Genomic DNA, 26867 nt, shown 5'->3' with positions numbered 1-26867 from the left:
CGCGGGCAAGCCCGGCTCCCACACAAGCCAGCTCCCACATTTGATCCAGTTCCGTCAGTGGAAAAGGTATTACAGGACAACCGATGCTATTCAACCAAGCCTCACGCCTGGCCAAGATCACCAGCCCCCTCGGGCCGGATGTGCTGCTGCTCAATGCCATGGGCGGCGGCGAGGAGCTGGGCCGGCTGTTCAACTATGAGCTGCAACTGACGTCCCTGGACGCCAACATCGACCTCAACCAGTTGCTCGGCAAACCCATGAGCGTCGGCCTGCAACTGGCGGACGGCGGTGAGCGGCACTTCCACGGCATCGTCGCGCGGTGCAGCCAGGACATCGACCAGGGCCAGTTCGCCAGTTACCAGGTGGTGCTGCGCCCGTGGTTCTGGCTGTTGAGTCGCACGTCGGACTGCCGGATTTTCCAGAACCTGAGCATCCCGCAGATCATCAAGCAGGTGTTTCGCGACCTCGGTTTTTCCGATTTCGAAGACGCCCTCAGCCGCCCGTATCGCGAGTGGGAATACTGCGTGCAGTACCGCGAGACCAGCTTCGATTTCGTCAGCCGCCTGATGGAACAGGAAGGTATCTACTACTTCTTCCGCCATGAACAGGACCGCCATGTGCTGGTGCTGGCCGACGCCTACGGTGCCCACACCACGGTGCCGGGCTACGCGTCGATCCCGTATTACCCCAAGGACGAGCAACAGCGCGAACGCGACCATATGCACAACTGGCACCTGGCGCAGCAAGTGCAGCCGGGCTCGCTGGAGCTCAACGACTACGACTTCCAGCGCCCCAGCGCGAGCATCGACGTGCGCTCGGCGATGCCGCGCCCGCACACCGCCGGCGACTATCCGCTGTACGACTACCCCGGCACCTACGTGCAAAGCCAGGACGGCGAACACTACGCGCGCACCCGCATCGAAGCCCTGCAAACCCTGCATGAACAGATCGAGTTCAGCGGCAATGCGCGGGGCCTGGGCTCGGGGCATTTGTTCAGCCTCACCGGCTTCAGTCGCCAGGACCAGAACCGCGAATACCTGATCGTCGGCATCCGCTACCACATCACCCAGGAGAGCCTGGAAAGCGGCGGCGGCTCGGGCGCGGCGCAGTTCAGCAGCAGCCTGAACTGCATCGATGCGCAGCAAAGCTTCCGCCCGCTGGCCAGCACCCATCGGCCCATCGTCAAAGGCCCGCAGACCGCGCTGGTGGTAGGCCCCAAAGGCGAGGAAATCTGGACCGACCAGTACGGCCGCGTGAAGGTGCATTTCTACTGGGATCGTCACGACCAATCCAACGAAAACAGCTCGTGCTGGATTCGCGTGTCGCAATCCTGGGCCGGCAAGAACTGGGGCTCGATGCAGATCCCACGGATCGGCCAGGAAGTGATCGTGAGCTTCCTGGAAGGTGATCCCGACCGGCCGATCATCACCGGGCGCGTGTACAACGCTGAGCAGACGGTGCCTTACGACCTGCCGGAAAACGCCACGCAAAGCGGCATGAAAAGCCGCTCCAGCAAGGGCGGCACGCCGGCCAACTTCAATGAAATCCGCATGGAGGACAAGAAGGGCTTGGAGCAGTTGTACATCCATGCCGAGCGCAATCAGGACATCGTGGTGGAGGTGGATGAGAGCCACGCGGTGGGGCATGACCGCAACAAGAGCATCGGGCACAACGAGACGGTGACCATCGGCAACAACCGCCTGCGCATCGTCAAGCAGGAAGACATCCTCTCGGTGGGCCAGCGCAAGACCGACAGCATCAGCCAGAGCTACGTCATCGAAGTGGGCGAAAACCTGCGCCTGGTGTGCGGTGAAAGCATCCTGGAGTTGAATGCCAGCGGGCAGATCAACCTGACGGGCGTGCAGATCAGCTTCTATGCCAGCGGCGATGCCGAGTTCAACACCGGCGGTGTGCTGCACCTGAACAACGGCGGCGGCGCGGGCGCGACCCCCGATGGCCAGGGCGTGAAAGCCAGCATCGACGCCAATATCAACGCCGCGTTCCCAACGCCTAAAAGCTCCTGATGAGACCTGTTTTCCATGACGTACCGAATCAACGAATTCCAGTTCCAACTGCCGGCCGCCGAGTTGCAGGACGCGACGATCAATATCCTCAAGTTCCCCGAGTTGGGCACCTCCTTGATCATCAGCCGCAGCTTGCTGGCCGAGGGCGAAACCCTGCACAGCAACTTCGCAGACCAACTCAAGCGCCTGGAACAACAGGTGCAGGATCTGCGCTGCCAGCCGAGCACTGTCGTGCGTTTGGGCAAGGCGCAAGAGATCGAAGGCATCGAGTTGCGCAGCCAGTTCAACAAGGGCAATGACAAGGTGTTCCAGTACCAATTGGCGCTGGTGTTGCCGGGCACGCGCAAGATGCTCGCGTTGAGTTATGTGAAGGCCGAAAAGCTCGGCGATGCCGAGGCGGCGCACTGGGCATTGATCAAGCAATCGCTGTCGTTCGACGCCCTGTGATGAGCCGACTGCATGTCTGACGCGCTTTGGGCGGCCCGCATGGGCGACGCGCTCGCCCACACTTCGATGATGGCCGACATCCTCGGCGGTGTGCTCGAGGTGGCGGCCAATATTGCGATCACCGCCGTGGCGACCGCTGCGGTGGTGGCCGCCACCGGCATAACCGTGGCCACTGGCGGGCTTGGCTGCTTCCTGCTGGGCGCGGTGGTGGGCACGATTGTCGGGCTGGCCATGAGCAAGACGGGGGCGGACAAAGGCCTGTCGAATTTATGCGAGAGCTTTAGCAACGCCCTCTTTCCGCCCACGGTGCAGGCGAACATTCTCACCGGCTCGACCAACACCCTGACCAATAACATCCCCGCCGCCCGCGCTGCCGGGGCGATCAGCTCCCACGTCGCGCCGGCCGGCACTGAGCTGGAAGAGCCCGCGCAGGAGCCCGGTTACCTGGACATGGCCGAGAGTTTCTTCTCGCAGATGTGGCGCCCCACCGTCGCTACGCCGGCGCCAGGCGCGGTGCCCAAACCGCTGGACCTGGTGGTGTGCATGAAGCACCCGCCGATGCCGCCGCAGTTCATGGCCGAGGGTTCGGACAAAGTCACGGTCAACGGCCAGCCTGCGGTGCGCAGCGGTGATCGCAGTACGTGCGATGCGACGGTGGTGTCGTCGGGGCTGATCTCGTCCAACGTGACGATTGGCGGCGGCTCGGTGGTGGTGCGTGAGATTCGCAGCGGCAAGACCCCGGGCGTCGGGCTGGCGGTCACGGCACTGTTGATGCTCAAGGGTGGCAAGGGCAAGTTCTTCAGTAAGCTGCCGTGCATGCTGATCAGTGGCGCGACATCGATGGCCGTCAGCAGCGCGATGGGGGCGATGGCGAATGCGGCGATGGGTTCGTCGAACCCGGTGCATGCCGCCACGGGCGCGAAAGTGCTGGGCGACGTCGAGGAACTGGATTTTGTACTGCCCGGCATCCTGCCGATTGCCTGGCAACGGGTCTACAACAGCCGCGATGAACGCTCGGGCAGCCTATTCGGCAAAGGCTGGAGCGTGGCTTATGAGGTGTGCGTCGAGAGCCTGCCCCATCCCGATGGCGGTGAGACATTGGTCTACACCGACGAGCAGGGTCGCCCCATCGACATGGGCTCGATTCCTTTGGGCGGCGCGGTATTCAGCGCCGGTGAAGGGCTCGCGGTGCGCCGCCATCTCAATGGGCAGTTGCTGATCGAAAGCGACGATGGCCTGTACCGCTTGTTCGAGCCTACGGCCAACCCGGCACGGCTGCGCCTGAGCCAGCTCGGCGACCGCAATGACAACCGTATTCATATCGACTACGACGAAGCCGGGCATCTGGTACGGCTGCGCGATACGTTCGATCTGGTGCAGGTTGAGCTGGTTCGTGGCCAGGGCCAATTGGCGCGCCTCGAGCGTGTGTATCCCGATCAGCGTCGTGAAGTGCTGGTCAGCTACGGCTATGACACGGCCGGGAGCCTGGCTGAAGTACGCGACGCGACCGGTCAGGTGCAGCGGCGTTTCGCCTACGACAACGGCCAGCGGATGGTGGAGCATCAACGGCCCACCGGGTTGCGCTGCTTCTATGAGTGGGCATGCGTTGAAAACCTGGAATGGCGTGTGGTCCGGCATTGGACCGATGAGGGCGACGCTTACCAGTTCGACTATGACTTGCAGGCCGGCCTCACGCGCATCACCGATGGCTTGCAGCGCGTCAGCACGCGCCTGTGGAACACGCAGCACCAGATCATCCAGTACAGCGACAACCTCGGCCAGACCTGGCTGTTCGAGTGGAACGACGAACGCCAATTGCTCAGCGCCACCGATCCGCAGGGTGGGCGTTATGCGTACAGCTATGACGAAGCCGGTAATCTGATCGGCGAGAGTGACCCGTTGGGGCGCAGCGATTCGACGTTGTGGCTGGAGCATTGGGCCTTGCCGCTGGTGGAAACCGACGCGGCCGACAACAGCTGGCAGTATCGCTACGACCCGCGTGGCAACTGCATCGCCGAAACCGATCCGCTGGGCTACGTCACCCGCTACCGCTATGACGACCACGGCCAACCGGTGGAAATCATCGACGCCACCGGCAAAAGCAAAAAGCTGCGCTGGAACCCGTTCGGGCAGTTGGTGGAACACGTTGATTGCTCGGGCTATCCCACCCGTTTTGGCTACGACACGCGCGGTAACTTGCAGGTAATCACGGACGCCCTCGGCGAGCGCACCTTGTTCAGCTATGACGCCCAGGGGCGCCTGCTCGGCAGCCAACTGCCAGATGGTCGTACCGAGCAGTACCAGCGCGACATCAGCGGGCAACTGGTGGGCTACACTGACCCAGCCGGGCACACCACGCTCTATCAGCACAACCGTCGCGGCCAGGTCCGCCAGCGTACCGACGCCCACGGCCGACAGGTGCAGTTCGGTTATGACAGCTATGGGCGGCTGCAAGCGCTGATCAACGAGAACGGCGAGCGTTATCGGTTTGCCTGGGATGCCGGGGATCGGCTGACAGAACAGCAAGACCTTGACGGCAGCGCCAAGCGCTACAACTACGACCCACTGAATAACGTGATTGCGGTGACCGCCGTTCCCGCGCCACACGGCAGTGGCCTGGCGGTAGTCCCCGAAACGCCGCCCGCCCCCATCGTCCATGCGCTAGAACGCGATGCGGTCGGCCGACTGATCGCCAAGACTACCGACGATGGCCGTAGCGACTACGCCTACGATGCGGTGGATCAACTCACCGCCGTGACCTTCACCGACTTGAAAGGCAACACCCAAGCCCTGGGCTTTGCCTACGATGCCCTCGGCCAACTGCTGTGCGAACAAAGTGCAGCGGGCGACCTGAACCACCACTACGACGAGCTGGGCAACCTGATCCAGAGCCAACTGCCCGACGGTCGCTGGCTCAACCGCCTGCGCTACGGCAGCGGCCACCTGCACCAGATCAACCTCGACGGCCAGGTCATCAGCGACTTCGAACGCGATCGCCTGCACCGCGAAGTGCTGCGCACCCAAGGCCAGCTCAATACCCGCAGCGAATACGACCGCAGCGGCCGCCTGCGCTCACGCCAACGCCGCCACGCCAGCCAGCCGTCCCTGCTGCCCGCTGCGGCGCAAAAACATTTCGAGTACGACCCCGCCGATAACCTGATCGGCAAGCTCGACCAGCAACCCGCCGCGCAACATCGCCAACTGCTGCATTACGACGCCACCGGCCGCATCATCGCCAGCCAAGACAGCCTGCACGGCCAGCGCGAAACCTTCGCCTACGACGCCGCCGCCAACCTGCTCGACGGCCCGCAGGCGGGCGCTGGGTTGGTGGTGCATAACAAACTGCTGACCTACCAGGACAAGCGTTATCGCTACGATGCGTTCGGCCGCACGATAGAAAAACGCAGTGCCGCGCGGAGCGTGCAACGCTTTGCCTATGACGCTGAAAGCCGACTGATCGAAGTGCACAATGACAACGGCAGCGTGGTCCGGATGACCTACGACCCGTTGGGCCGGCGTATCGGGAAAACCGAACACGGCAGCGATGGCTATCCGCTGGGGGAAACGCGGTTTGTGTGGGATGGCCTGCGGTTGTTGCAGGAGCACAGGCACAGTCAGACCAGTCTGTATGTCTATCAAGACGAAGGCTACGAGCCCTTGGCCCGGGTTGACGGTACGGGGCCGTTGCAGAAGATCCGCTACTACCATAATGACCTGAATGGGTTGCCGGAGCAGCTCACCGAAGCAGATGGGCATGACGTCTGGCGGGCGACTTATCGGGTGTGGGGCAACACGCTGGAGGAAGTGCGCGAGCCGTATTACATCGAAGAGCAGAACCTGCGGTTTCAGGGGCAGTATCTGGATCGGGAGACGGGGCTGCATTTCAATACGTTCAGGTTTTATGATCCGGATGTGGGGCGGTTTACTACGCCGGATCCGATTGGGTTGGCGGGGGGGATCAATGCCTACACTTATGCCGACAACCCCTTTGCCTGGGTCGATCCGTTAGGTCTTACGTGTGCAAACAACGGAAAAGTCCACGGCAACAGCCACTCGAGCAAAAACCCTAATCACGTCTATGTCATCGTTGATACGAAGACAGGGCGAATGATGAAACCGGGAATCAGTGGGCGGCCGTTAAATAAGAATGGCACATCGCCTCGCGCCAACCAGCAGGTCAATGCGCTCAATAAACCCCAAGCAGGGCGCTACAAGGCGGTGATTGTTGAGAAGAACAAGACACGACTTCAAGCCAAAGCTACCGAACAGAAAATTACAGACAAACATGCGGCGAGAAACGACGGCGACATGCCTTCGCCGATCCACAAAAACCCGCTACCGCAGGTTGACACGAGAGATGGCTACCTTAAATTATACGGCACGCCTGATAACCGTTAGTTTTTTGAGGTGACCGCTGCAATGAATCTAAATATGCTTATTCTGCAAGAAAGTGACGCCTCCGCCCTGACAGACGGCATTCAAATACGTCAAATGAGCCACCACATCACCCAGATATTCATGGCCTTGCTACCAAAAGCCGAAATAAATGGCAGCAGCAAAATAGTTGTGTCACTAGGCCCACGTGGCGACGAAGATCTATTTGATAACGTCCTGGGTGTGACAAACATCTTTGTAGAAGACTTCGACTTCAAACGTTTTCTGTCTCTCGATCGTTTCAACCAAAACAAGCTGCTGCTAGAGACGCTACGTCGCGCACTCATTGTGATTGCAGAAAGAAAAGAACCCAACCCTACGGCGACCGCGCTTATAAACTCGACTGCCGAAGCCGTATTGGAAACCCACTTTGAGCTAGACACTCCAATTAAAAAACTTTCAAAAACCAGCAAAGATAAAAAACACAAAGTCAACGCCTTCAGAACGTTGAATGCTGAAATTGGTGAAGGCTGGTACTGCGAAGTACACAATTCAACACGGCAAAAAGTCTGGATGCATGAACTTCCCGGCTATATTGATCGAAGCGAACTATTTAAAAGCGCAGAACTGAATGAAGGCATCTATCAAGTAAAAAATCGCTTCAACAAAGTTGTGTTTGAAATAATTATCTGACAAATACAGCTATAAACACATTCAGATGTGGTGCAGGACATCTGGACAAAAAAACAACAACCTCCATCACCAATTAATAAACGGCAAATGGGACGGATTCATTTACCACCTGTCTATCTTTACAGCCCAAATAAATCCGTCAACATTCTCATTGGAGAAAAACGTGAGCGCCCTTGATAACGCATTTAAAGAACTGCGCCGCGTCCACAAGAAATTTGATATCGAAGGTAGCTTCGAAAAGAACGCCCAGACAAACGCCAAATGGCCGCAAACTCTCACCCGTTCTGCCGAGACGGACTACTTTTACAACCTGTGCGAGCCGGTCGATGTGGAAGTCGAAACGGGTTTGACGCCCATCTGTTTTTTTCACCTGGACGCACTGGAAGAAGGTCAGGTCGGCTACAAGTGTGCAGGCGAACCCAACAAGACGGAGTTGAACAGGAACTGGCCTGCGCAACATCTGGTGTTCATGGATGACATCGGCGGTGGCAAGCCAGTTATCGCGGTGACCGACATGCCAGGCACACCGGTATTGGCGAGCTACGATGCCATAGCACCGTTCAAGATTGCCGACTCTCTCGCTGACTTCCTTCTCGCATTCGCCAAGACTGTCGAGATCGTCCATGGAAAATTCGACATCTTTGATATCTACAATGACGACGATGAGCTTTCCAGCAAGTTCGTGAAGTTACTCAACAAGGAGGTCAGCCCGTTGTTGGGCGCAGACAATTACGCACGCTTTTTTGACTATTTCTACGGCTGAGGCAAGGCCAGCAGACAGCCACAAAAAATGGGCACCCAACCCAGTCGGCGTGCCCATTTTTTCTACCACCCCGCCTCCCTTCGAGGCGATACCGCTCTTACGGGTTGACGCTGTCTTTGAGCGACTTGCCCGGCTTGAACGCAACGGTGTTGCTGGCCTTGATCTTCACCGGCTCGCCGGTTTGCGGGTTCTTGCCGGTGCGGGCGCCGCGATGGCGTTGCAGGAAGGTGCCGAAGCCAACCAAGGTGACGCTGTCCTTGCGGTGCAGGGCGCCGGTGATTTCTTCGAGAACGGCGTTGAGGACGCGGTTGGCCTGTTCTTTGGTGAGATCCGCTTTTTCAGCGATGGCGGCTGCGAGTTCTGGTTTACGCATGAGTGAAGCCTCTTTGACGGTTTTTTGTTGTTATGTCCGTGCTGCTCTCTAACGGAGCAGCGCCCAAGGCGCCGCAGGCTCTACTCTGCGGCAGACGGGAGTGAGGATGGCATGCCCTCCGACGCTGCGCCAGTGTCGCGGCGACCTTTCTGGGGGTAGGAACGTGCTGATTCCGACAGAACGACCGGTATTTACGCCAGCAACGGTGGAAGTTCTTTGTTCAGGGCCAGTTTGTCCATCACCGCCGCACCCGTCAGCGCGTAACCCAGCAGGCGACCGCTGGCGTCGCGGCACAGAGCCTTGATATCGGCGCCCTGGCCTTCGACGCTCCACACGCCTTCGCTGCCCCGTGGCGGCGGCGACACCACCAGCGGGCAGATCGGGGTTTTCACGGTGATGGGCATTGGCCCGTAGCTGACCGCCGTCGCATTGCCGGCCAACGTCTGGGCCAGGGCGCGGGCGCAGCTCATCAGTGGCATCACGTATAGCAGGTTCAAGCCATCGACCTCGGCGCAATCGCCCAGGGCGTAGATATTCGCGTGGGAGGTCTTGAGGTGGCGGTCTACCGTGACCCCGCGACCGGTCTGCAAGCCGGCGGCGGCGGCGAGGTCGACCCGTGGACGCAGGCCGATGGCCGAGACCACCAGGTCGCAGTGGATCACTTCACCGTCGGACAGGTGCGCTTCCAGGCCGTCAGCGTTGCGCTGCAAGCGGTTGAGCACCGGGCCCAGGTGGAAACGCGCGCCGAGGCCTTCCAGGCCAGCCTGGACCGCAGCAGCAGCCGCCGGGTGCAGCAGGGTCGGCATGACTTGCTCGCACGGTGCCACCAGGTCGATCTCGTAGCCGCCAAGGATCAGGTCATTGGCGAACTCGCAGCCGATCAGGCCGGCACCGAGCAGCAGCACGCGGCGCTTGCCGGCCGCAGCGGCGCGAAAGCGCGCGTAGTCTTCCAGGTCATTGATCGGGAAAATCAGCTCAGCCGCATCGCCTTCCACCGGCACTCGCACGGTTTCGGCGCCCCAGGCCAGGATCAGGTCGCGATAGGCCACTGCCTCCTCGCCGATCCACAAGCGCTTGTGGCCCGGGTCGATGCCGCTGATGCGGGTATGGGTGCGCACTTCGGCCTTGAGTTGCTCGGCCATGGCGCCAGGTTCAGCCATGCTCAGGCCATCGGCGTCCTTGTTCTTGCCAAAACCGGTGGAGAGCATGGGCTTGGAGTAGGAGCGACCGTCATCCGCAGTGATCAGCAGCAATGGGGTCTCGCTGTCGAGCTTGCGAAACTCCCGGGCCAGGTTGTAGCCGGCCAATCCGGTGCCGATGATCACGACAGGTGCGTTCATTCCTTTCTCCTTGTAATACGTTTCGTTGCTTAAGAATTAACCGATTTCGATCATTTCGAAATCCATTTTGCCCACGCCGCAGTCCGGGCACAGCCAGTCTTCCGGGACGTCTTCCCAACGGGTTCCAGGCAGGATTCCGTCATCCGGCCAGCCGTCTTTCTCGTCGTAGATCAGGCCACAGACTACACATTGCCACTTCTTCATTACTTGCTTCCTCAGGGTCCAGGCCTCTTGGCCGACGGTCGATAGATCCAGCGTTGCCGTACGGCTCAGGGCGTTTTGTACTGATCGGGGCCTGCAGATGCAAGCATGATCGACGCAAACAGCCGGCCCGCTCCGGCAAAAGCCCAGGGTGCCATGGTAAGCTCGCCGCCTCTTTTGCTGCCAATACTGACTCACCGTGCCGCACTCAATCGCCCTTCCCGATGCTTGCCAATGGCTGACCCAGAGCCTTCTGCGCCCAATGCCTGCGCCCCTGACCGTCAATTGGCTGTTCAACGAAGACTCGCTGACGCGCCGGCTGACGTGGCTGTCCAACGACGGTTTCAGCGTGACGCCACTGTTCGAAGGCTGGCAGCCGCTGCGTGACGACGAATGCGTCGCCCTGGGGCTCGCGCCGGCCACGGTCGGTTGGGTACGCGAAGTGTATTTGCGCGGGCAGGGCCAACCCTGGGTGTTTGCCCGCAGCGTGGCGTCGCGCAGCGCGTTGCAGGGTGACGGGCTGCACATGGATGAACTGGGCAGCCGGTCCCTGGGCGAATTGCTGTTCTGCGACCAGGCGTTCACCCGCCAGGCGATCGAGGTGTGCCATTACCCGCGCCACTGGTTGCCAAGCGCCGATCAGGCCGACGGGCTGTGGGGTCGGCGCTCGCGCTTCGATCGCGGGGCCTTGAGCGTATTGGTCGCAGAAATCTTCTTGCCGAGCTTCTGGCATGCCTTGCATGCCCACCCGGAGAACTGCTGATGTATCAACGTCTGCTCAAATCCTTGAACCACCTGAATCCCAGGGCGTGGGATTTCATCCAGTTGACGCGCATGGACAAGCCCATCGGCATCTACCTGCTGCTGTGGCCGACGTTGTGGGCGCTGTGGATCGCCGGCAAGGGCTCACCGTCCCTGCTCAACATCGTGATTTTCGTGCTCGGCGTGGTGCTGACCCGTGCCGGCGGCTGCGTGATCAATGACTGGGCCGACCGCAAGGTCGATGGCCATGTGAAACGCACCGAACAGCGCCCGCTGGTGAGCGGCAAGATCAGCTCGAAAGAGGCCCTGGTGTTTTTTGCCGTGCTAATGGGCATCAGTTTCCTGCTGGTGCTGCTGACCAATGCCAGCACCATCCTGCTGTCCCTCGGCGGCCTGGCGCTGGCGGCGAGCTACCCGTTCATGAAGCGCTACACCTATTACCCGCAGGTGGTGCTGGGTGCGGCGTTTTCCTGGGGCATGCCGATGGCGTTTACCGCTGAGACCGGCAGCCTGCCTGCCACTGCGTGGCTGCTGTACATCGCCAACCTGCTGTGGACGGTGGGTTATGACACCTATTACGCCATGACCGACCGCGACGATGACTTGAAGATCGGCGTGAAGTCCACGGCCATCCTGTTTGGGGATGCGGACCGCGTGATTATCCTGACCTTGCAAGGGCTCGCGCTGGTGTGCCTGTTGCTGGCGGGCGCGCGGTTTGAGCTGGGGGGCTGGTTCCACTTGGGATTGGTTGCGGCGGCGGGATGTTTTGTGTGGGAGTTCTGGTATACGCGGGACAGGGATCGGATGAAGTGCTTCAAGGCGTTCCTGCATAACCATTGGGCGGGGTTGGCGATTTTTGTCGGGATTGTGTTGGATTACGGGTTGCGGTGATTGTTTTGACGCCATCGCGGGCAAGCCCGCTCCCACAGTTTGAATTGCGAACACCTTCAAATGTGGGAGCGGGCTTGCCCGCGATGCTTTTAGCCGCGCCTCGGGCTCAAGGCTTGATCACATGCCACGCCCCACCCTTGCCATCCCCGGCCTTGTCCCCAGCCTTCATGTCATCCTTATAGGTGTATACCGGCTTGCCTTTGTAAGCCCATTGGCTGGTCTGGTCATCACGGGTGATCACTGTCCAATCGCCCATCGGCTTGTCGGTGGATTCAGCCTTCAGCGGCGGCCAGTTCGTCGCGCACTGGTCCTTGCACACGGACTTGCCGTCGGCATCCTTGTCGAAGGTGTAGAGCGTCATTCCTTTGTGATCCACCAACATCCCGTCTTTGGTCATTGCCGGGTCCATTGCGAAGGCCAGGGTCGGCAGCGTCAACGCCGCCGTTACCAACAGGGCTTTCCAGGAAACAGTGCGGTAAGTCATCGGAACCTTCCTTTTTTGGTTGTCAGGATTCGGACCCAAAGCGTAGTTCAGAGAGACGCGAATTGCCCAAGCGACTAAATTACTGTCACACGACTGCAATAATTCCGTTATCTAATGCGGCGCAAGACAGTTAAATGACAAGAGGATTTAGGCATGGTTGGCAGGAGCATTCTGATCGTTGACGACGAAGCGCCCATCCGCGAGATGATCGCCGTTGCGTTGGAAATGGCCGGCTACGACTGCCTGGAGGCAGAGAACTCCCAGCAGGCCCATGCCATTATCGTCGACCGCAAGCCGGACCTGATCCTGCTCGACTGGATGCTGCCCGGCACGTCCGGCATCGAGCTGGCCCGCCGCCTCAAGCGTGACGAGCTGACCGGGGATATCCCGATCATCATGCTCACCGCCAAGGGCGAAGAGGACAACAAGATCCAGGGCCTGGAAGTCGGCGCCGATGACTACATCACCAAGCCGTTTTCCCCACGTGAGCTGGTCGCGCGCCTGAAAGCCGTGCTGCGCCGCGCCGGACCGACCGATGGCGAAGCGCCGATTGAAGTCGGCGGCCTGATCCTCGACCCCATCAGTCACCGCGTGACCATCGACGGCACGCCGGCCGAGATGGGCCCCACCGAATACCGTCTGCTGCAATTCTTCATGACCCACCAGGAGCGCGCCTACACCCGTGGCCAACTGCTCGACCAGGTCTGGGGCGGCAACGTGTATGTGGAAGAGCGCACCGTGGACGTGCATATCCGTCGCCTGCGCAAAGCCTTGGGCGATGCCTACGAGAATCTGGTACAAACCGTGCGCGGTACTGGCTACCGGTTCTCCACCAAGGGCTGAGCCAGCCGCTTTTTTGACTTAAACAGCTGACAAGGACGCATGTTCAAGTGAACCAAAACTGGCATGGCACCCTGATCCGCCACATGCTCCTGTTGGTCACCGGCTGCTTGCTGGTAGGCCTGATCAGCGGCTACTACGGCTGGAGCCTGGCCATCGGCCTCGGCCTGTACCTGGGCTGGACCCTCAAGCAATTGCTGCGCCTGCATGAATGGCTGCGCCAGCACAAACCCGACGAAGCACCACCCGACGGCTACGGCCTGTGGGGCGAGGTGTTCGACAGCATCTACCACCTGCAACGCCGCGACCAACGGGTTCGCGGGCGCCTGCAAGCGGTGATCGACCGGGTGCAGGAGTCCACCGCCGCGCTGAAAGACGCGGTAATCATGCTCGACAGCGACGGCAACCTGGAATGGTGGAACCGCGCCGCCGAAACCCTGCTGGGCCTGAAGACGCCCCAGGACAGCGGCCAGCCGGTGACCAACCTGGTGCGCCACCCGCGCTTCAAGGAATACTTCGAGCAGGACAACTACGAAGAAGCCCTGGAAATCCCCTCGCCCACCAACGACCGCGTGCGCATCCAACTGTACCTGACGCGCTACGGCAACAACGAGCACCTGATGCTGGTGCGCGACGTGACCCGCATCCATCAGCTGGAGCAGATGCGCAAAGACTTCGTCGCCAACGTCTCCCACGAGCTGCGCACGCCGCTGACGGTGATCTGCGGCTACCTGGAGACGCTGCTGGACAACGTCGACGAGATCAACCCGCGCTGGAGCCGCGCGCTGCAACAAATGCAGCAGCAGGGTTCACGCATGCAGACCCTGCTCAACGATCTGCTGCTGCTGGCCAAGCTGGAGGCGACCGATTACCCGTCGGACAACCAACCGGTGGCCGCGCAAAACCTGTTGCAGACCATCAAGAACGACGCCCAGGCCCTGTCCGGCCAGCGTGGCCAGCAGATCACCCTGGAAGCCGACCCGCAGGTCTTGCTCAAGGGCAGCGAAGGCGAGTTGCGCAGTGCGTTCTCCAACCTGGTGTTCAACGCCGTCAAGTACACCCAGGACAAGGGCACCATCCGCATCCGCTGGTGGGCCGATGAACAAGGCGCACACCTCAGCGTGCAGGACTCCGGCATTGGCATCGACGCCAAGCACCTGCCGCGCCTGACCGAGCGTTTCTACCGCGTCGATTCCAGCCGCAACTCCAACACCGGCGGCACCGGGCTCGGCCTGGCGATCGTCAAGCATGTGCTGCTGCGCCACCGTGCGCGCCTGGAGATCAGCAGCGTGCTGGGCCATGGCAGCACGTTTACCTGCCATTTCCCGCCGTCACAGGTGACCCGCTCGCGCGTCCTCAGTACCGACGAATAACCCCCAGGCGACAGAGGACTAATTGTGGGAGCTGGCTTGCCTGCGATAGCGGTGTATCAGTGACGGATGTGTTTACTGATACACCGCTATCGCAGGCAAGCCAGCTCCCACAGTGGATTTGCATCGTTTTCAAAGACCCATTCCATGTCCCACCCGGCAGCAGCCACTAGGCAAGCGCCCCATCAGCCGCTACATTGGCCGACTTGCGCCCGCTTTTGCGGCTCACCTGCCACCCCTTAATTGAACACACGGAACCTGCAAAACCCCATCATGGACCCTTCCCCTGGTATCACCCTCGCCACACTCTTCGCCGACTTCGGCATGATTCTTTTTGCACTGGTCCTGGTACTGCTCAACGGTTTCTTCGTTGCGGCGGAATTTGCCATGGTCAAACTGCGCTCCACGCGGGTCGAGGCCATCGCCCACACCAACGGCTGGCGCGGGCAGATCCTGCGCACCGTACACAGCCAGCTCGACGCCTACCTGTCGGCCTGCCAGCTGGGTATCACCCTCGCCTCCCTGGGCCTGGGCTGGGTCGGTGAGCCGGCGTTTGCGCACATTCTCGAGCCGTTGCTGGGCGCCGTGGGCGTCGAGTCGCCGGAAGTGATCAAGGGCGTGTCGTTCTTTGCGGCGTTCTTTGTGATTTCCTACCTGCACATCGTAGTCGGCGAGCTGGCGCCCAAGTCCTGGGCCATCCGCAAGCCCGAGCTGCTGTCGCTGTGGACGGCGGTGCCGCTGTACCTGTTCTACTGGGCCATGTACCCGGCGATCTACCTGCTCAACGCCAGCGCCAACGCCATCCTGCGGATCGCCGGCCAAGGCGAGCCTGGCCCGCACCATGAGCACCATTACAGCCGCGAAGAGCTCAAGCTGATCCTGCACTCCAGCCGTGGCCAGGACCCCAGCGACCAAGGCATGCGCGTACTGGCCTCGGCCGTGGAAATGGGCGAACTGGAAGTGGTGGACTGGGCCAACTCCCGGGAAGACCTGGTGACCCTGGACTTCAACGCCCCGCTCAAGGAAATCCTCGCGCTGTTCCGCCGTCATAAATTCAGCCGCTACCCGGTGTATGACGCGGTGCGCAACGAATTCGTCGGCCTGCTGCACATCAAGGATCTGCTGCTGGAACTGGCAGCCCTGGACCACATCCCCGAGTCGTTCAACCTGGCCGAGCTGACCCGCCCGCTGGAGCGCGTGTCGCGGCACATGCCGTTGTCGCAGCTGCTGGAGCAGTTCCGCAAAGGCGGCGCGCACTTCGCCCTGGTGGAAGAAGCGGACGGCAAGATCATCGGCTACCTGACCATGGAAGACGTGCTGGAAGTGCTGGTGGGCGACATCCAGGACGAACACCGCAAGGCCGAACGCGGCATCCTCGCCTACCAGCCGGGCAAGTTGCTGGTGCGTGGCGACACGCCGCTGTTCAAGGTCGAGCGCCTGCTGGGCGTGGACCTGGACCACATCGAAGCGGAAACCCTGGCCGGCCTGATCTACGACACCCTCAAACGAGTGCCGGAAGAAGAGGAAGTGCTGGAAGTTGAAGGCTTGCGGATCATCATCAAGAAGATGAAAGGGCCGAAGATCGTATTGGCCAAGGTCCTGCTGCTGGACTGACCCTCAATTGCCCAACGCAAAGTTGGGCAAGGCCCCCACCGGCTGGTTGAACTCATACGGGATCGACACCAGCCCCGCCTCGGTGGCGCGCTGCACGACGAAATGCAAGTGTGGCCCGCTGCTGTTGCCGGTATTGCCCGAAAGCGCCAGCGGGCTTCCCACCGCCACACGTTGCCCCACCTGCACGCTGACCGAACCTTGCTTGAGGTGCAGGTACACGCCCTCCGTGCCGTCATCATGGCGCACCCGCACAAAATTCCCCGATGCATCACTGCCGCGCCCGGCCTGCGCGTTCTCGGTTTTCACCACCCTGCCGCTGCGCGCCGCAATGATCGGCGTGCCTTCGGGCATGGCGATATCCATGGCGTAGCGGCTTTTGCTGTCGGTATGGCTGAAACTGCCGTTGGGCCCTTGGCTCAGGCGGAACGGACCACCGCGCCAGGGCAGCGGGTAGCGGTAGGCTTGTTGTGGATAAGTGAGCGAGGGCCTATCGAGCAGCGGCCGCGCGGGCTTGCGCTCCTGGATCACGAACGCCTGCGCGCCGGGAGTTTGCCGGTCGCTATAGAACACGTTGCCGTTGGCATCAACGGATTTGTAGACGGTCATGGCCTGGGCCGACATGGCAACCGTGGCCAGCCCGCAGCACAGCAAGCAGCGCATGAGCATGGTGTGAACCTGCCGAGGTGAAACGGCAGGCTAGCAAGGGATCATGACAACTCTGTAGGCAGCAACGCAGATCTGACTGTGGGAGCTGGCTTGCCTGCGATAGCGGTGTAACAGTGACTGATGTGTCTACTGATACACCGCTATCGCAGGCAAGCCAGCTCCCACATTGGTTCGGTGTTGCTTTAAGGGTCACGCACCCGGCACAAAATGCTTCTGTGCAGTACCACGGGCGATCAGGCGGGAGATGTAGTCGAGCTTCTGCGCGTCCTGGTCGATAAACCGGAAGGTCAGTTGCAGCCAGTCGCTGTCGGGCTTGGGCTCGTGGGCGACAACGGCGTGCAGGTAGCCGTTGAGGCGCGCGACTTCGGCGTTGTCGCCTTGTTCCAGGTCGAGTACGGCGCTTTCCAGGACCTGCGGCAGGACTTCACCGCGACGCACCACCAGCAGCGCTTCCTTGATGCTCAAACCCTTGATGACGCATTGCTGGGTGCCGCTGGACAGGCGCAGTTGGCCCTGGCCACGGCCGCCCGCTGGCGCGGCGGCGGGTGCTTGCACTGGCGGGCTGTTGAGCAGGCCTTTGCTGGGCGCAGGGGCTGCGGCGGCAACCGGGGCTGCACGCACGGTCTCGGCTTTGCCGCCGGTCAGGGCGCTCAGGGAGTCGTTGCCAAAGGCCGAGTTCATCTTGGTCGGCGCACTGGCGACCAAGGCGTCGAGGCGGCCGATCTTGTGCAGGGCCTGCTTGACCTTGTTCAGCAATTGCTCGTTGGTGAACGGCTTGCTGACATAGCCGGAAACCCCGGCCTGGATCGCCTGGACCACGTTTTCCTTGTCGCCACGGCTGGTGACCATCACGAACGGCATGGCTTTGAGGTGCGGTTGCTCACGGCACCAGGTCAGCAGCTCCAGGCCGGACATCTCGGGCATTTCCCAGTCGCACAGCACCAAGTCGAACGTCTCGCGCATCAGGATGGCCTGGGCCTTTTTGCCGTTCACCGCGTCTTCAAGCTTGATCCCGGGGAAGTAGTTGCGCAGGCACTTCTTCACCAGATCGCGGATAAACGAGGCGTCATCCACCACCAATACACTGACTTTACTCATCGACCCTTCATCCTATAAAAACTTCGGCACGCAAGACGCCTGACTGGTGGCATTTTGCCAAAACTCGCTAGTCACAGTCGGACTTTATTGCTTCCGCTGCGCAAAATATTCGGAGGCCACAAACAAAAACGCCCGGCCAAAGGCCGGGCGTTTATTTCTCGGGCAATCTTACTTATCGTCAGCTTCGCCCGGAACATTAGGGATTTGATCGACCGAACCTTCAACTTCGGCCTTCATGCGCTTGAGGCCCATGTGCCGCACGTCGGTGCCACGGACGAGGTAGATCACCAGCTCCGAGATGTTGCGCGCGTGGTCGCCGATGCGTTCCAGCGAACGCAGCACCCAGATGATGCTCAAGACCCGCGAGATAGAGCGCGGGTCTTCCATCATGTAGGTGGCCAGCTCACGCAGCGCGGTCTTGTATTCGCGGTCGATGATCTTGTCGTACTGGGCCACCGACAACGCCAGTTCGGCGTCGAAACGGGCAAAGGCGTCCAGCGCGTCGCGCACCATGTTGCGCACCTGGTCGCCGATGTGGCGCACTTCCACGTAACCGCGCGGGGCTTCGCCTTCTTCGCACAGCTGGATGGCACGGCGGGCGATCTTGGTGGCTTCGTCGCCAATGCGCTCCAGGTCGATCACCGACTTGGAGATGCTGATGATCAAACGCAGGTCGGACGCCGCCGGTTGGCGACGGGCCAGAATGCGCAGGCATTCTTCGTCGATATTGCGTTCCATCTGGTTGATCTGGTCGTCGATCTCACGCACTTGCTGGGCCAGGCCCGAATCGGCCTCGATCAGCGCGGTCACGGCGTCGTTGACTTGCTTCTCCACCAGACCGCCCATCGCCAGGAGGTGGCTGCGCACTTCCTCAAGCTCGGCGTTGAACTGCGCGGAGATGTGGTGGGTAAGGCCTTCTTTGCTAATCATGTTGGCGTCCTTGGAGCGTCCGGTAAGGTGCGGAGAACCGCAGCGTCAGTGCAATGAGAACCACGGCTGACTAGCCGTAGCGACCGGTGATGTAGTCTTCGGTCTGCTTCTTCGCCGGATTGGTGAACAGAGTATCGGTATCACCGAATTCCACCAGCTTGCCCATGTACATGAACGCGGTGTAGTCGGAAACCCGCGCTGCCTGTTGCATGTTGTGGGTCACGATGACGATGGTGAACTTGGATTTGAGCTCGTAGATCAGCTCTTCGACTTTCAGCGTGGAGATCGGGTCGAGTGCCGAGCACGGTTCGTCGAGCAGCAGCACTTCCGGTTCCACGGCGATGGTGCGCGCGATCACCAGACGTTGTTGCTGGCCGCCGGACAGGCCGAGGGCCGAGTCGTGCAGACGGTCTTTCACTTCGTCCCACAGCGCCGCGCCTTTCAAGGCCCACTCAACGGCTTCGTCGAGGATGCGTTTCTTGTTGATACCCTGAATGCGCAGGCCGTAGACCACGTTTTCGTAGATGGTCTTGGGGAACGGGTTCGGCTTCTGGAACACCATGCCCACACGGCGACGCAGCTCGGCCACGTCTTCGCCCTTGCGGTAGATGTTGGTGCCGTAGAGGTTGATGGCGCCATCAACGCGGCAGCCGTCCACCAGGTCGTTCATGCGGTTGAAGGTACGCAGCAGCGTGGACTTGCCGCAGCCCGACGGGCCGATGAAGGCGGTCACGCGCTGCTTGGGGATGTTCATGCTGACGTCGAACAGCGCCTGCTTTTCACCGTAGTACAGGCTCAGGCCCGGCACTTCGATGGCCACGGTTTCCTGGGCCAGGCTCAGGCTCTGCTTGTCGCGACCCAGGGCAGACATGTTGATGCCGTGGGTGTGGGTTTCATGTTGCATGGGATGCTCCCTGTGCTACCAATTCGTTGTGTTGGACCGCCGAGGCGATCTACCCAAATTCTGTGTCTGACGCTGGCCCCTGTGGGAGCTGGCTTGCCTGCGATGCAGGCGGCGCGGTGTTTCAGTCAAACCGCGGTGATGCCATCGCAGGCAAGCCAGCTCCCACAGGGGGCCGTGTTAACTGTCCAACGCTTTGTATTTTTCACGCAGGTGGTTACGAATCCACACTGCCGACAAGTTGAGCGTGGCGATCACCAGCACCAGCAGCAAGGCGGTGGCGTACACCAGTGGCCGTGCCGCTTCGACGTTGGGGCTCTGGAAGCCGACGTCATAAATATGGAAGCCCAGGTGCATGATCTTCTGGTCCAGGTGCAAGTACGGGTAGTTGCCATCCAGCGGCAGCGACGGCGCCAGTTTCACTACACCTACCAGCATCAGCGGCGCCACTTCACCGGCGGCGCGGGCCACGGCGAGGATCATGCCGGTCATCATCGCCGGGCTGGCCATGGGCAGCACGATCTTCCACAGCGTTTCCGCCTTGGTCGCGCCCAGTGCCAGGGAGCCTTCACGTACGGTGCGGGGAATCCGCGCCAGGCCTTCTTCAGTGGCCACGATCACCACCGGCACCGCCAGCAGCGCCAGGGTCAGCGAGGCCCACAGCAGGCCCGGCGTACCGAAGGTCGGCGCCGGCAGGGCTTCGGCGAAGAACAGGCGGTCCACCGAACCACCCAGTACATACACGAAGAAGCCCAGGCCAAACACGCCGTAGACGATGGCCGGTACGCCAGCCAGGTTGTTCACGGCGATACGGATGATGCGCGTCAGGGTGTTCTGCTTGGCGTATTCACGCAGGTACACCGCCGCCAGTACGCCGAACGGAGTCACGATCATCGCCATGATCAGGGTCATCATCACGGTGCCGAAGATGGCCGGGAAGATCCCGCCTTCGGTGTTGGCTTCCCGTGGGTCATCGCTGAGGAATTCCCAGACCTTGCTGAAGTAGAAACCGATCTTGGTAAAGGTGCCCATGCCGTTCGGCTGGTAGGCGTGCACCACTTTGCCGATGCCGATCTCCACTTCCTTGCCGTTGCCGTCACGGGCGGTCAGCGCGTCACGGTTGAACTGGGTGTGCAGGTCGGACAGGCGCGCTTCGATGTCCTGGTAACGGGCATTCAGCTCGGCGCGGTCGGCGTCCATGTCAGCCTGGGCGGCAGCGTCGAGCTTGCCTTCCAGTTCCAGCTTGCGACCGTGCAGGCGGATGCGTTCGAGACCGGCGTTGATCGCGCCAATGTCGGTTTTTTCCAGGCTCTTGAGCTGGGCAGCCAGCTTGTTCACACGGTCGACGCGGGCTTGCAGCTCCGGCCACGCGGCCTCGCCTTCGGCGATGACCTTGCCATCCTGCTTGACGTTGACCAGGGTGCCGTAGAAGTTACCCCACTCACGACGCTCGATGGCCATCAGCTCGACCGGCTTGGTCTGGTCCTTCAGCCACTCGCCGACGATCCAGGTGAAGTCGTTGCCGTTCAAGTCCCGGTTGCCGACCTTGATCAGCTCGCGGGTCATGAATTCCGGGCCTTGGTCCGGCACGGGCAGGCCCGCGCTTTTCAGGCGCTCGCGGGGCACTTCTTCCTTCTGCACCACTTCGCCGATGACGATATGGTTTGCCTGGCCCGGCACGCTGTAGTTGGCCTGGATCAGGTCGGCCGGCCAGAAGTGGCCCAGGCCACGTACGGCAATCACGGCCAGCAAACCAATGGTCATGATGACCGCGATGGACACCGCACCACCGCTGATCCAGACGCCTGGGGCGCCGCTCTTGAACCATCCATTCAGGGAGTTCTGTTTCACAGACTTCTACCTTTCTTAAAGCGACGAGTATTTCTTGCGCAGACGCTGACGGATCAGCTCGGCGAGGGTGTTCATGATGAAGGTGAACAGCAGCAGCACCAGCGCCGAGAGGAACAGCACACGGTAGTGACTACCGCCCACTTCCGACTCCGGCATCTCCACCGCGACGTTGGCCGCCAGGGTGCGCAGGCCTTCGAACAGGTTCATCTCCATCACCGGGGTGTTGCCGGTGGCCATCAGCACGATCATGGTCTCGCCGACGGCGCGGCCCATGCCGATCATCAGGGCCGAGAAAATGCCCGGGCTGGCGGTCAGGATCACCACGCGGGTCATGGTCTGCCACGGCGTGGCACCCAGGGCCAGCGAGCCCAGGGTCAGGCCGCGCGGTACGCTGAACACGGCGTCTTCGGCGATGGAGTAGATGTTCGGGATCACCGCAAAACCCATGGCCAGGCCGACTACCAGGGCGTTGCGCTGGTCGTAGGTGATGCCAAGGTCGTGGGAGATCCACATGCGCATGTCGCCGCCGAAGAACCAGGTTTCCAGGTACGGGCTCATGTACAGCGAGAGCCAGCCCACAAACAGGATCACCGGGATCAGGATCGCACTTTCCCAGCCATCGGGAACGCGCAGGCGGATCGACTCAGGCAAGCGGCTGAAGATGAAACCGGCCACCAGGATGCCAATCGGCAACAGCATCAACAGGCTGAAAATCCCCGGTAGATGCCCCTCGACATACGGCGCGAGGAACAGGCCGGCGAAGAAGCCGAGGATCACCGTCGGCATCGCTTCCATCAGTTCGATCACCGGCTTGACCTTGCGGCGCAGGCTCGGGGCCATGAAGTAAGCGGTGTAGATGGCCGCGGCAACGGCCAGTGGTGCGGCCAGCAGCATGGCGTAGAACGCCGCCTTCAGCGTACCGAAGGTCAGTGGCGCCAGGCTCATCTTGGGTTCGAAGTCGGTGTTGGCGGCGGTCGATTGCCAGACGTATTTAGGCTCGTCGTAGTTTTCGTACCAGACCTTGCTCCACAACGCGCTCCACGAGACTTCCGGGTGCGGGTTGTCGAGCAGCAGCGGTTGCAGCTTGCCGCCGGCTTCCACGATCACGCGGTTGGCCCGTGGCGACAGGCCGAATACGCCCTGGCCATCGACCACCGGGTCCACCAGCAAGGTGCGGTGGGCGGTGCTGTGGAACACGCCGAACTTGCCGGAGGCGTCGAGGGCGGTGAAGCCTTTGCGGCGCTCTTCGGCGGTGATTTCAACGATAGGCGCGGTGCCCATCTGGAAGGTGCGGATCTGCTTGAGGTGCTGCTCGCCATCCGGGTCGCGGGCCATGAACCACTGGGCCAGGCCGCCTTTGGAGTTACCGACGATCAGCGAGATACCGCCCACCAACTGAGTGCTGGCGGTGATTTCGGCATCACCACTTTCCAACAATTTGTATCGACCGTTGAGGCTCTTGTCCCGTAGGTTGAACACATCGGCCAGGGCTCGGCCGTTGATCACGTACAACCATTGCTGGCGCGGGTCGATGAAGATCGCCTTCACCGGCTCGGTCATCTGCGGCAGCTCGATGCGCTTCTGCTCGCTGGTGACTTCGCCAGTCATCATGTTTTCTTCGCGGCTCAGGGACAGCACGTTCAGGTGCGAACCCGCGGAGCCGGCAACCACCAGTGTGGAGTCAGTGGCGTTGAGCGCAACGTGTTCCAACGGGCGACCGGCGTCATCGAGGACGATCGGTGTTTCGCCGTAGGGGTATTCGATCGCAGGCGAAATGGTTTTCTTGCCGTCCGGGTAGGACACCTTATAGGTGTGGCGGAACACCATGGACTGGCCATTGGACAAGCCCAGGATCACCAGCGGGCTGCCGGGCTGGTCTTCACCGATGGAAACCACTTGGCTACCGGCCGGCAACGGCAGGTCGACACGCTTGAGCTCGGCGCCGGTGTCCACATTGAAGAACAGTGCCTGGCCCTTGTCGGAAACCCGCATGGCGACTTGGTTCTGCTCTTCGAGCGAGATCATCAACGGCTTGCCGGCGTCCTGGATCCAGGCCGGGGTCAGTGCGTCTTCCTTGGTCAACGAGGCGCCTTGGAACAGCGGCGCAACCACGTAGGCAAGGAAGAAGAAGATCAGTGTGATCGCACCGAGGACGGCGAGGCCGCCGATCAATACATACCAACGGGTCAGGCGATCTTTGAGCGCGCGAATGCGGCGCTTGCGTTGCAGCTCAGGCGTATTGAAATCAATGCGCTTGGGAGGAGAAGTCGTCGTCATGGTGGAATTGGCCAGATCATTCATGCGCACACCCTAGCGATCCTGTATGACAGAAAGATGACAATGCAGTGACGCAAGAAATCCGCCGCGTAGCAGAGCTGGCAGCGGACTAAAAATTAGGAGGCGAGGCCCAGGTCCTGCAGACCCCGCCCGGGCCTTGAGCCTTGGTATAAACCCGGCTCAAGGCAGCTTTACCGAAGGCTTACTTGCCGCCTTCTTTCAAACCCAGGTCAGCCAGGGCCTTGGCGGCAACTTTGGCTGGCAGTGGGATGTAGCCGTCTTTCACGACAACTTCCTGGCCCTGTTTGGACAGAACCAGTTTCACGAACTCAGCTTCCAGCGGGGCCAGAGGCTTGTTCGGGGCTTTGTTGACGTAAACGTAGAGGAAACGCGACAGCGGGTATTTGCCGTTCAGGGCGTTTTCTTCGCTGTCTTCGATGAAGTCAGTGCTGCCTTTCTTAGCCAGGGCAACGGTCTTCACGCTTGCAGTCTTGTAGCCGATGCCCGAGTAACCGATGCCGTTCAGCGAAGAGCTGATCGACTGCACGACCGAAGCCGAGCCTGGTTGTTCGTTCACGTTTGGCTTGTAGTCGCCTTTGCACAGGGCTTCTTCTTTGAAGTAGCCGTAGGTGCCGGATACCGAGTTACGGCCGAACAGTTGCACTGGCTTGTTGGCCAGGTCGCCGGTCACACCCAGGTCACCCCAGGTTTTCACGTCGGCTTTGCCACCGCACAGGCGAGTCGAGGAGAAGATCGCATCGACCTGTTCCATGGTCAGGTGCTGGATCGGGTTGTCTTTGTGTACGAAGACAGCCAGGGCGTCCACGGCAACCGGGATAGCGGTTGGCTTGTAGCCGTACTTCTGCTCGAAAGCAGCCAGTTCGGTGTCCTTCATCTTGCGGCTCATCGGGCCCAGGTTGGAGGTGCCTTCAGTCAACGCAGGTGGCGCGGTGGCGGAGCCAGCGGCCTGAATCTGGATGTTTACGTTCGGGTATTCTTTTTTGTAGGACTCGGCCCACAGGGTCATCAGGTTGGCCAGGGTGTCAGAACCAACGCTGGACAAGTTGCCCGATACACCGGTGGTTTTGGTGTAGCTCGGGATAGCTGGGTCAACAGCGGCGAACGCGTTAGCAGTCGCAACGCCAGCAGCGACAAAAGTCATGGCCGCCATCAAACGCTTCAGTTTCATGCCTTACTCCTAGCAGATAGGGATAGTTGGATCGGGGCCAAGTATCGGTAGGCCGTGTGAACACTCTATGTCTGGAATATGACAATTAGATGAAAGGCCAGTATTGGCCTTAAACGCGGCAAGGCAGGGAAAGGTTCGTAAACACGGGGGTTTGGGGCAGGAGCGGAGGTGTTTCAGAAATACTCTGTAATGTGATCGTTCCTACGCTCCGCGTAGGAATGCATCCTGTGACGCTCCGCGTCACGACGTTAGGAGCGGACGCAGAGCGTCCGGGGTGGCGTGGCATTCCCACGCAGAGCGTGGGAACGATCAGTGCTCAATCAGGGCCTTAGCGGGAGCGCTTCCACAGATACCCACCCACCAACATCCCCATCACGCACAGCGCGGCGACATAGTAGGCAGGGCCCATCGGGCTTTCTTTCATCAGCAACGACACCGCCAGCGGCGTCAGGCCGCCGAAGATCGCGTAAGCCACGTTGTAGGAAAACGACAAGCCGCTGAAGCGCACCACCGGTGGGAAGGCTTTCACCATCACGTAGGGCACCACGCCGATGGTGCCGACAAACAAACCGGTCAGGGCGTACAGCGGGAACAGCCAGTCCGGGTGCTGGACCAGGCTGTGGTACAGCGTCCACGAGCTGCACAGCAGCAATAGGCAACCGCCGACCAGCACGCGGCCAGCGCCGAAACGGTCAGCCAGCGCGCCGGAGAGGATGCAGCCCAGGCTCAGGGTGACGATGGCCAGGCTGTTGGCTTGCAGGGCGATGGTCGGCGCGAAGTGATAAACGGTCTGCAGCACGGTCGGGGTCATCAGGATGACCACCACGATACCGGCCGACAACAGCCAGGTCAGCAGCATCGACAACACGATGGCGCCACGGTGATCGCGCAGTACCGCGCGCAACGGCAGCTCGGCGGCCAGGGTCTTGCGTTGCTGCATCTCGGCGAAGATCGGCGTTTCATGCAACCAGCGACGCAGGTACACCGACAACAGGCCGAATACGCCGCCGAGCAGGAACGGGATACGCCAGGCGAAATCCGAAACCTCTGCCGGGGTGTACAGGGTGTTGATGGCCGTCGCCACCAGCGAACCCAGGAGAATGCCGGCAGTGAGGCCGCTGGTCAGGGTGCCGCAGGCGTAGCCGATGTGGCGCGGCGGTACGTGTTCGGAGACGAACACCCACGCGCCCGGCACTTCGCCACCAATCGCCGCGCCCTGGATGACGCGCATCAGCAGCAACAGGATCGGCGCCCACAGGCCGATCTGCGCGTAGGTCGGCAGCAGGCCCATGATCAAGGTCGGTACGGCCATCATGAAGATGCTCAGGGTGAACATCTTCTTGCGGCCCAGCAGGTCACCGAAGTGCGCCATGATGATGCCGCCCAGGGGGCGCGCCAGGTAGCCGGCCGCAAAGATGCCGAAGGTCTGCATCATGCGCAGCCATTCGGGCATGTCCAACGGGAAAAAGAGTTTTCCGACCACGGTGGCGAAAAACACGAAAATGATGAAATCATAAAATTCCAGCGCCCCGCCCAAGGCAGACAGCGACAGGGTTTTGTAGTCGTTGCGGGTCAGCGGGCGCGAAGGTTGCGCACTGCTTGCGGGCACGGAGGACATGGCAAGGCTTCTCTTATAGTAGTCAGGACGGCAGAACCGCTGTACTGGCAGGGCCAGGACGGGTTGGGAAAGATAGCAAATCGCTTGCAAAAGCACACCACAAGCACAGTTGCGGTAAAAAGCCGCGATACAGCGGCGAATAGCCGACCAAATCAACTACA

22 protein-coding genes are annotated in these 26867 nt (G+C 60.9%); 10 read left to right on the top strand and 12 right to left on the bottom strand.

The genetic code is table 11. The annotated features are described in order from the left end of the window. Positions 1–83 precede the first annotated feature (83 nt). The 5 genes from J1G37_RS04275 to J1G37_RS04255 all read left to right on the top strand — a co-directional run bounded on the left by J1G37_RS04275 (position 84) and on the right by J1G37_RS04255 (position 8301). Complete coding sequence (locus J1G37_RS04275; protein ID WP_207040316.1) at positions 84–2024, top strand: type VI secretion system tip protein VgrG; 1941 nt, start codon at positions 84–86, stop codon at positions 2022–2024. A 15-nt stretch (positions 2025–2039) separates the two neighbouring features. Beyond that, complete coding sequence (locus J1G37_RS04270) at positions 2040–2471, top strand: DcrB-related protein (protein ID WP_207040315.1); 432 nt, start codon at positions 2040–2042, stop codon at positions 2469–2471. A 12-nt stretch (positions 2472–2483) separates the two neighbouring features. Next, complete coding sequence (locus tag J1G37_RS04265) at positions 2484–6869, top strand: RHS repeat-associated core domain-containing protein (RefSeq protein ID WP_207040314.1); 4386 nt, start codon at positions 2484–2486, stop codon at positions 6867–6869. A 33-nt stretch (positions 6870–6902) separates the two neighbouring features. Then, positions 6903–7538 carry a hypothetical protein gene (locus J1G37_RS04260; protein ID WP_207040313.1) on the top strand — a complete coding sequence of 212 codons (636 nt, stop codon included), beginning with the start codon at positions 6903–6905 and terminating at the stop codon, positions 7536–7538. 163 nt (positions 7539–7701) lie between these two features. Further along, positions 7702–8301, top strand: coding sequence for a hypothetical protein (locus tag J1G37_RS04255; RefSeq protein ID WP_207040312.1), 600 nt, complete (start codon positions 7702–7704; stop codon positions 8299–8301). Positions 8302–8398: 97 nt separating this feature from the next. Here J1G37_RS04255 and J1G37_RS04250 read toward each other — a convergent pair whose 3' ends face one another. From J1G37_RS04250 to J1G37_RS04240, 3 genes are all read right to left on the bottom strand, one after another. Further along, positions 8399–8674, bottom strand: a complete 276-nt coding sequence (locus tag J1G37_RS04250) for an HU family DNA-binding protein (protein WP_003213368.1) — start codon at positions 8672–8674, stop codon at positions 8399–8401. 191 nt (positions 8675–8865) lie between these two features. Beyond that, positions 8866–10014 carry an FAD-dependent oxidoreductase gene (locus J1G37_RS04245; protein ID WP_207040311.1) on the bottom strand — a complete coding sequence of 383 codons (1149 nt, stop codon included), beginning with the start codon at positions 10012–10014 and terminating at the stop codon, positions 8866–8868. 36 nt (positions 10015–10050) lie between these two features. Continuing rightward, complete coding sequence (locus J1G37_RS04240; protein ID WP_015886569.1) at positions 10051–10218, bottom strand: rubredoxin; 168 nt, start codon at positions 10216–10218, stop codon at positions 10051–10053. A gap of 196 nt (positions 10219–10414) precedes the next feature. Between J1G37_RS04240 and J1G37_RS04235 the strand changes: the two genes are divergently transcribed. Together J1G37_RS04235 and ubiA are read left to right on the top strand one after the other, a co-directional pair. After that, complete coding sequence (locus J1G37_RS04235; RefSeq protein ID WP_207040310.1) at positions 10415–10978, top strand: chorismate lyase; 564 nt, start codon at positions 10415–10417, stop codon at positions 10976–10978. Further along, on the top strand, positions 10978–11868 hold the full coding sequence (ubiA, locus tag J1G37_RS04230) for a 4-hydroxybenzoate octaprenyltransferase (RefSeq protein ID WP_207040309.1): 891 nt from the start codon (positions 10978–10980) through the stop codon (positions 11866–11868). The genes J1G37_RS04235 and ubiA overlap by 1 nt, the downstream gene beginning before the upstream one ends. A gap of 106 nt (positions 11869–11974) precedes the next feature. Here the strand turns inward: ubiA and J1G37_RS04225 are convergent, their stop codons facing one another. Then, entirely contained in the window at positions 11975–12352 is a 378-nt protein-coding gene (locus tag J1G37_RS04225; RefSeq protein ID WP_207040308.1) for a hypothetical protein, read from the bottom strand. Positions 12353–12505: 153 nt separating this feature from the next. On the opposite strand from J1G37_RS04225, the gene phoB reads away from it, so the two are divergent. From phoB to J1G37_RS04210, 3 genes are all read left to right on the top strand, one after another. Next, the gene (gene phoB / locus J1G37_RS04220; RefSeq protein WP_003231714.1) at positions 12506–13195 is read left to right on the top strand and encodes a phosphate regulon transcriptional regulator PhoB; all 690 of its coding nucleotides are present in this window, start codon (positions 12506–12508) and stop codon (positions 13193–13195) included. A gap of 83 nt (positions 13196–13278) precedes the next feature. Then, positions 13279–14565, top strand: coding sequence for a phosphate regulon sensor histidine kinase PhoR (gene phoR / locus J1G37_RS04215; protein WP_242551437.1), 1287 nt, complete (start codon positions 13279–13281; stop codon positions 14563–14565). 270 nt (positions 14566–14835) lie between these two features. Continuing rightward, positions 14836–16176: a hemolysin family protein gene (locus J1G37_RS04210; RefSeq protein WP_017738989.1), complete on the top strand. Its 1341-nt coding sequence runs from the start codon at positions 14836–14838 to the stop codon at positions 16174–16176. Positions 16177–16179: 3 nt separating this feature from the next. On the opposite strand, the gene J1G37_RS04205 is transcribed toward J1G37_RS04210, so the two are convergent. The 8 genes from J1G37_RS04205 to J1G37_RS04170 form a co-directional block, all read right to left on the bottom strand. Beyond that, entirely contained in the window at positions 16180–16842 is a 663-nt protein-coding gene (locus J1G37_RS04205; protein WP_207040306.1) for a M23 family metallopeptidase, read from the bottom strand. 189 nt (positions 16843–17031) lie between these two features. After that, a complete protein-coding gene (locus J1G37_RS04200; protein ID WP_017738991.1) occupies positions 17032–17940 on the bottom strand; it encodes a response regulator in 909 nt (302 codons plus the stop codon). A 168-nt stretch (positions 17941–18108) separates the two neighbouring features. Further along, positions 18109–18870, bottom strand: coding sequence for a phosphate signaling complex protein PhoU (phoU, locus tag J1G37_RS04195; RefSeq protein WP_017738992.1), 762 nt, complete (start codon positions 18868–18870; stop codon positions 18109–18111). Between the two features lie 70 nt (positions 18871–18940). Then, on the bottom strand, positions 18941–19774 hold the full coding sequence (gene pstB / locus J1G37_RS04190; RefSeq protein WP_017738993.1) for a phosphate ABC transporter ATP-binding protein PstB: 834 nt from the start codon (positions 19772–19774) through the stop codon (positions 18941–18943). Between the two features lie 177 nt (positions 19775–19951). Further along, a complete protein-coding gene (gene pstA / locus J1G37_RS04185; protein WP_207040305.1) occupies positions 19952–21622 on the bottom strand; it encodes a phosphate ABC transporter permease PstA in 1671 nt (556 codons plus the stop codon). Positions 21623–21637: 15 nt separating this feature from the next. Next, positions 21638–23671 carry an ABC transporter permease subunit gene (locus J1G37_RS04180; protein WP_177325359.1) on the bottom strand — a complete coding sequence of 678 codons (2034 nt, stop codon included), beginning with the start codon at positions 23669–23671 and terminating at the stop codon, positions 21638–21640. Positions 23672–24101: 430 nt separating this feature from the next. Further along, on the bottom strand, positions 24102–25088 hold the full coding sequence (locus J1G37_RS04175; protein WP_017738996.1) for a phosphate ABC transporter substrate-binding protein PstS: 987 nt from the start codon (positions 25086–25088) through the stop codon (positions 24102–24104). 328 nt (positions 25089–25416) lie between these two features. Beyond that, the gene (locus J1G37_RS04170) at positions 25417–26706 is read right to left on the bottom strand and encodes an MFS transporter (protein ID WP_207040304.1); all 1290 of its coding nucleotides are present in this window, start codon (positions 26704–26706) and stop codon (positions 25417–25419) included. Between the last annotated feature and the right edge of the window lie 161 nt (positions 26707–26867).

It is taken from the genome of Pseudomonas sp. Marseille-Q1929, from assembly GCF_017316265.1.
Lineage (GTDB): Bacteria > Pseudomonadota > Gammaproteobacteria > Pseudomonadales > Pseudomonadaceae > Aquipseudomonas.
Note: the sequence above shows the minus strand (reverse complement) of the source record. Positions and strands in the feature narration are given on the sequence as shown.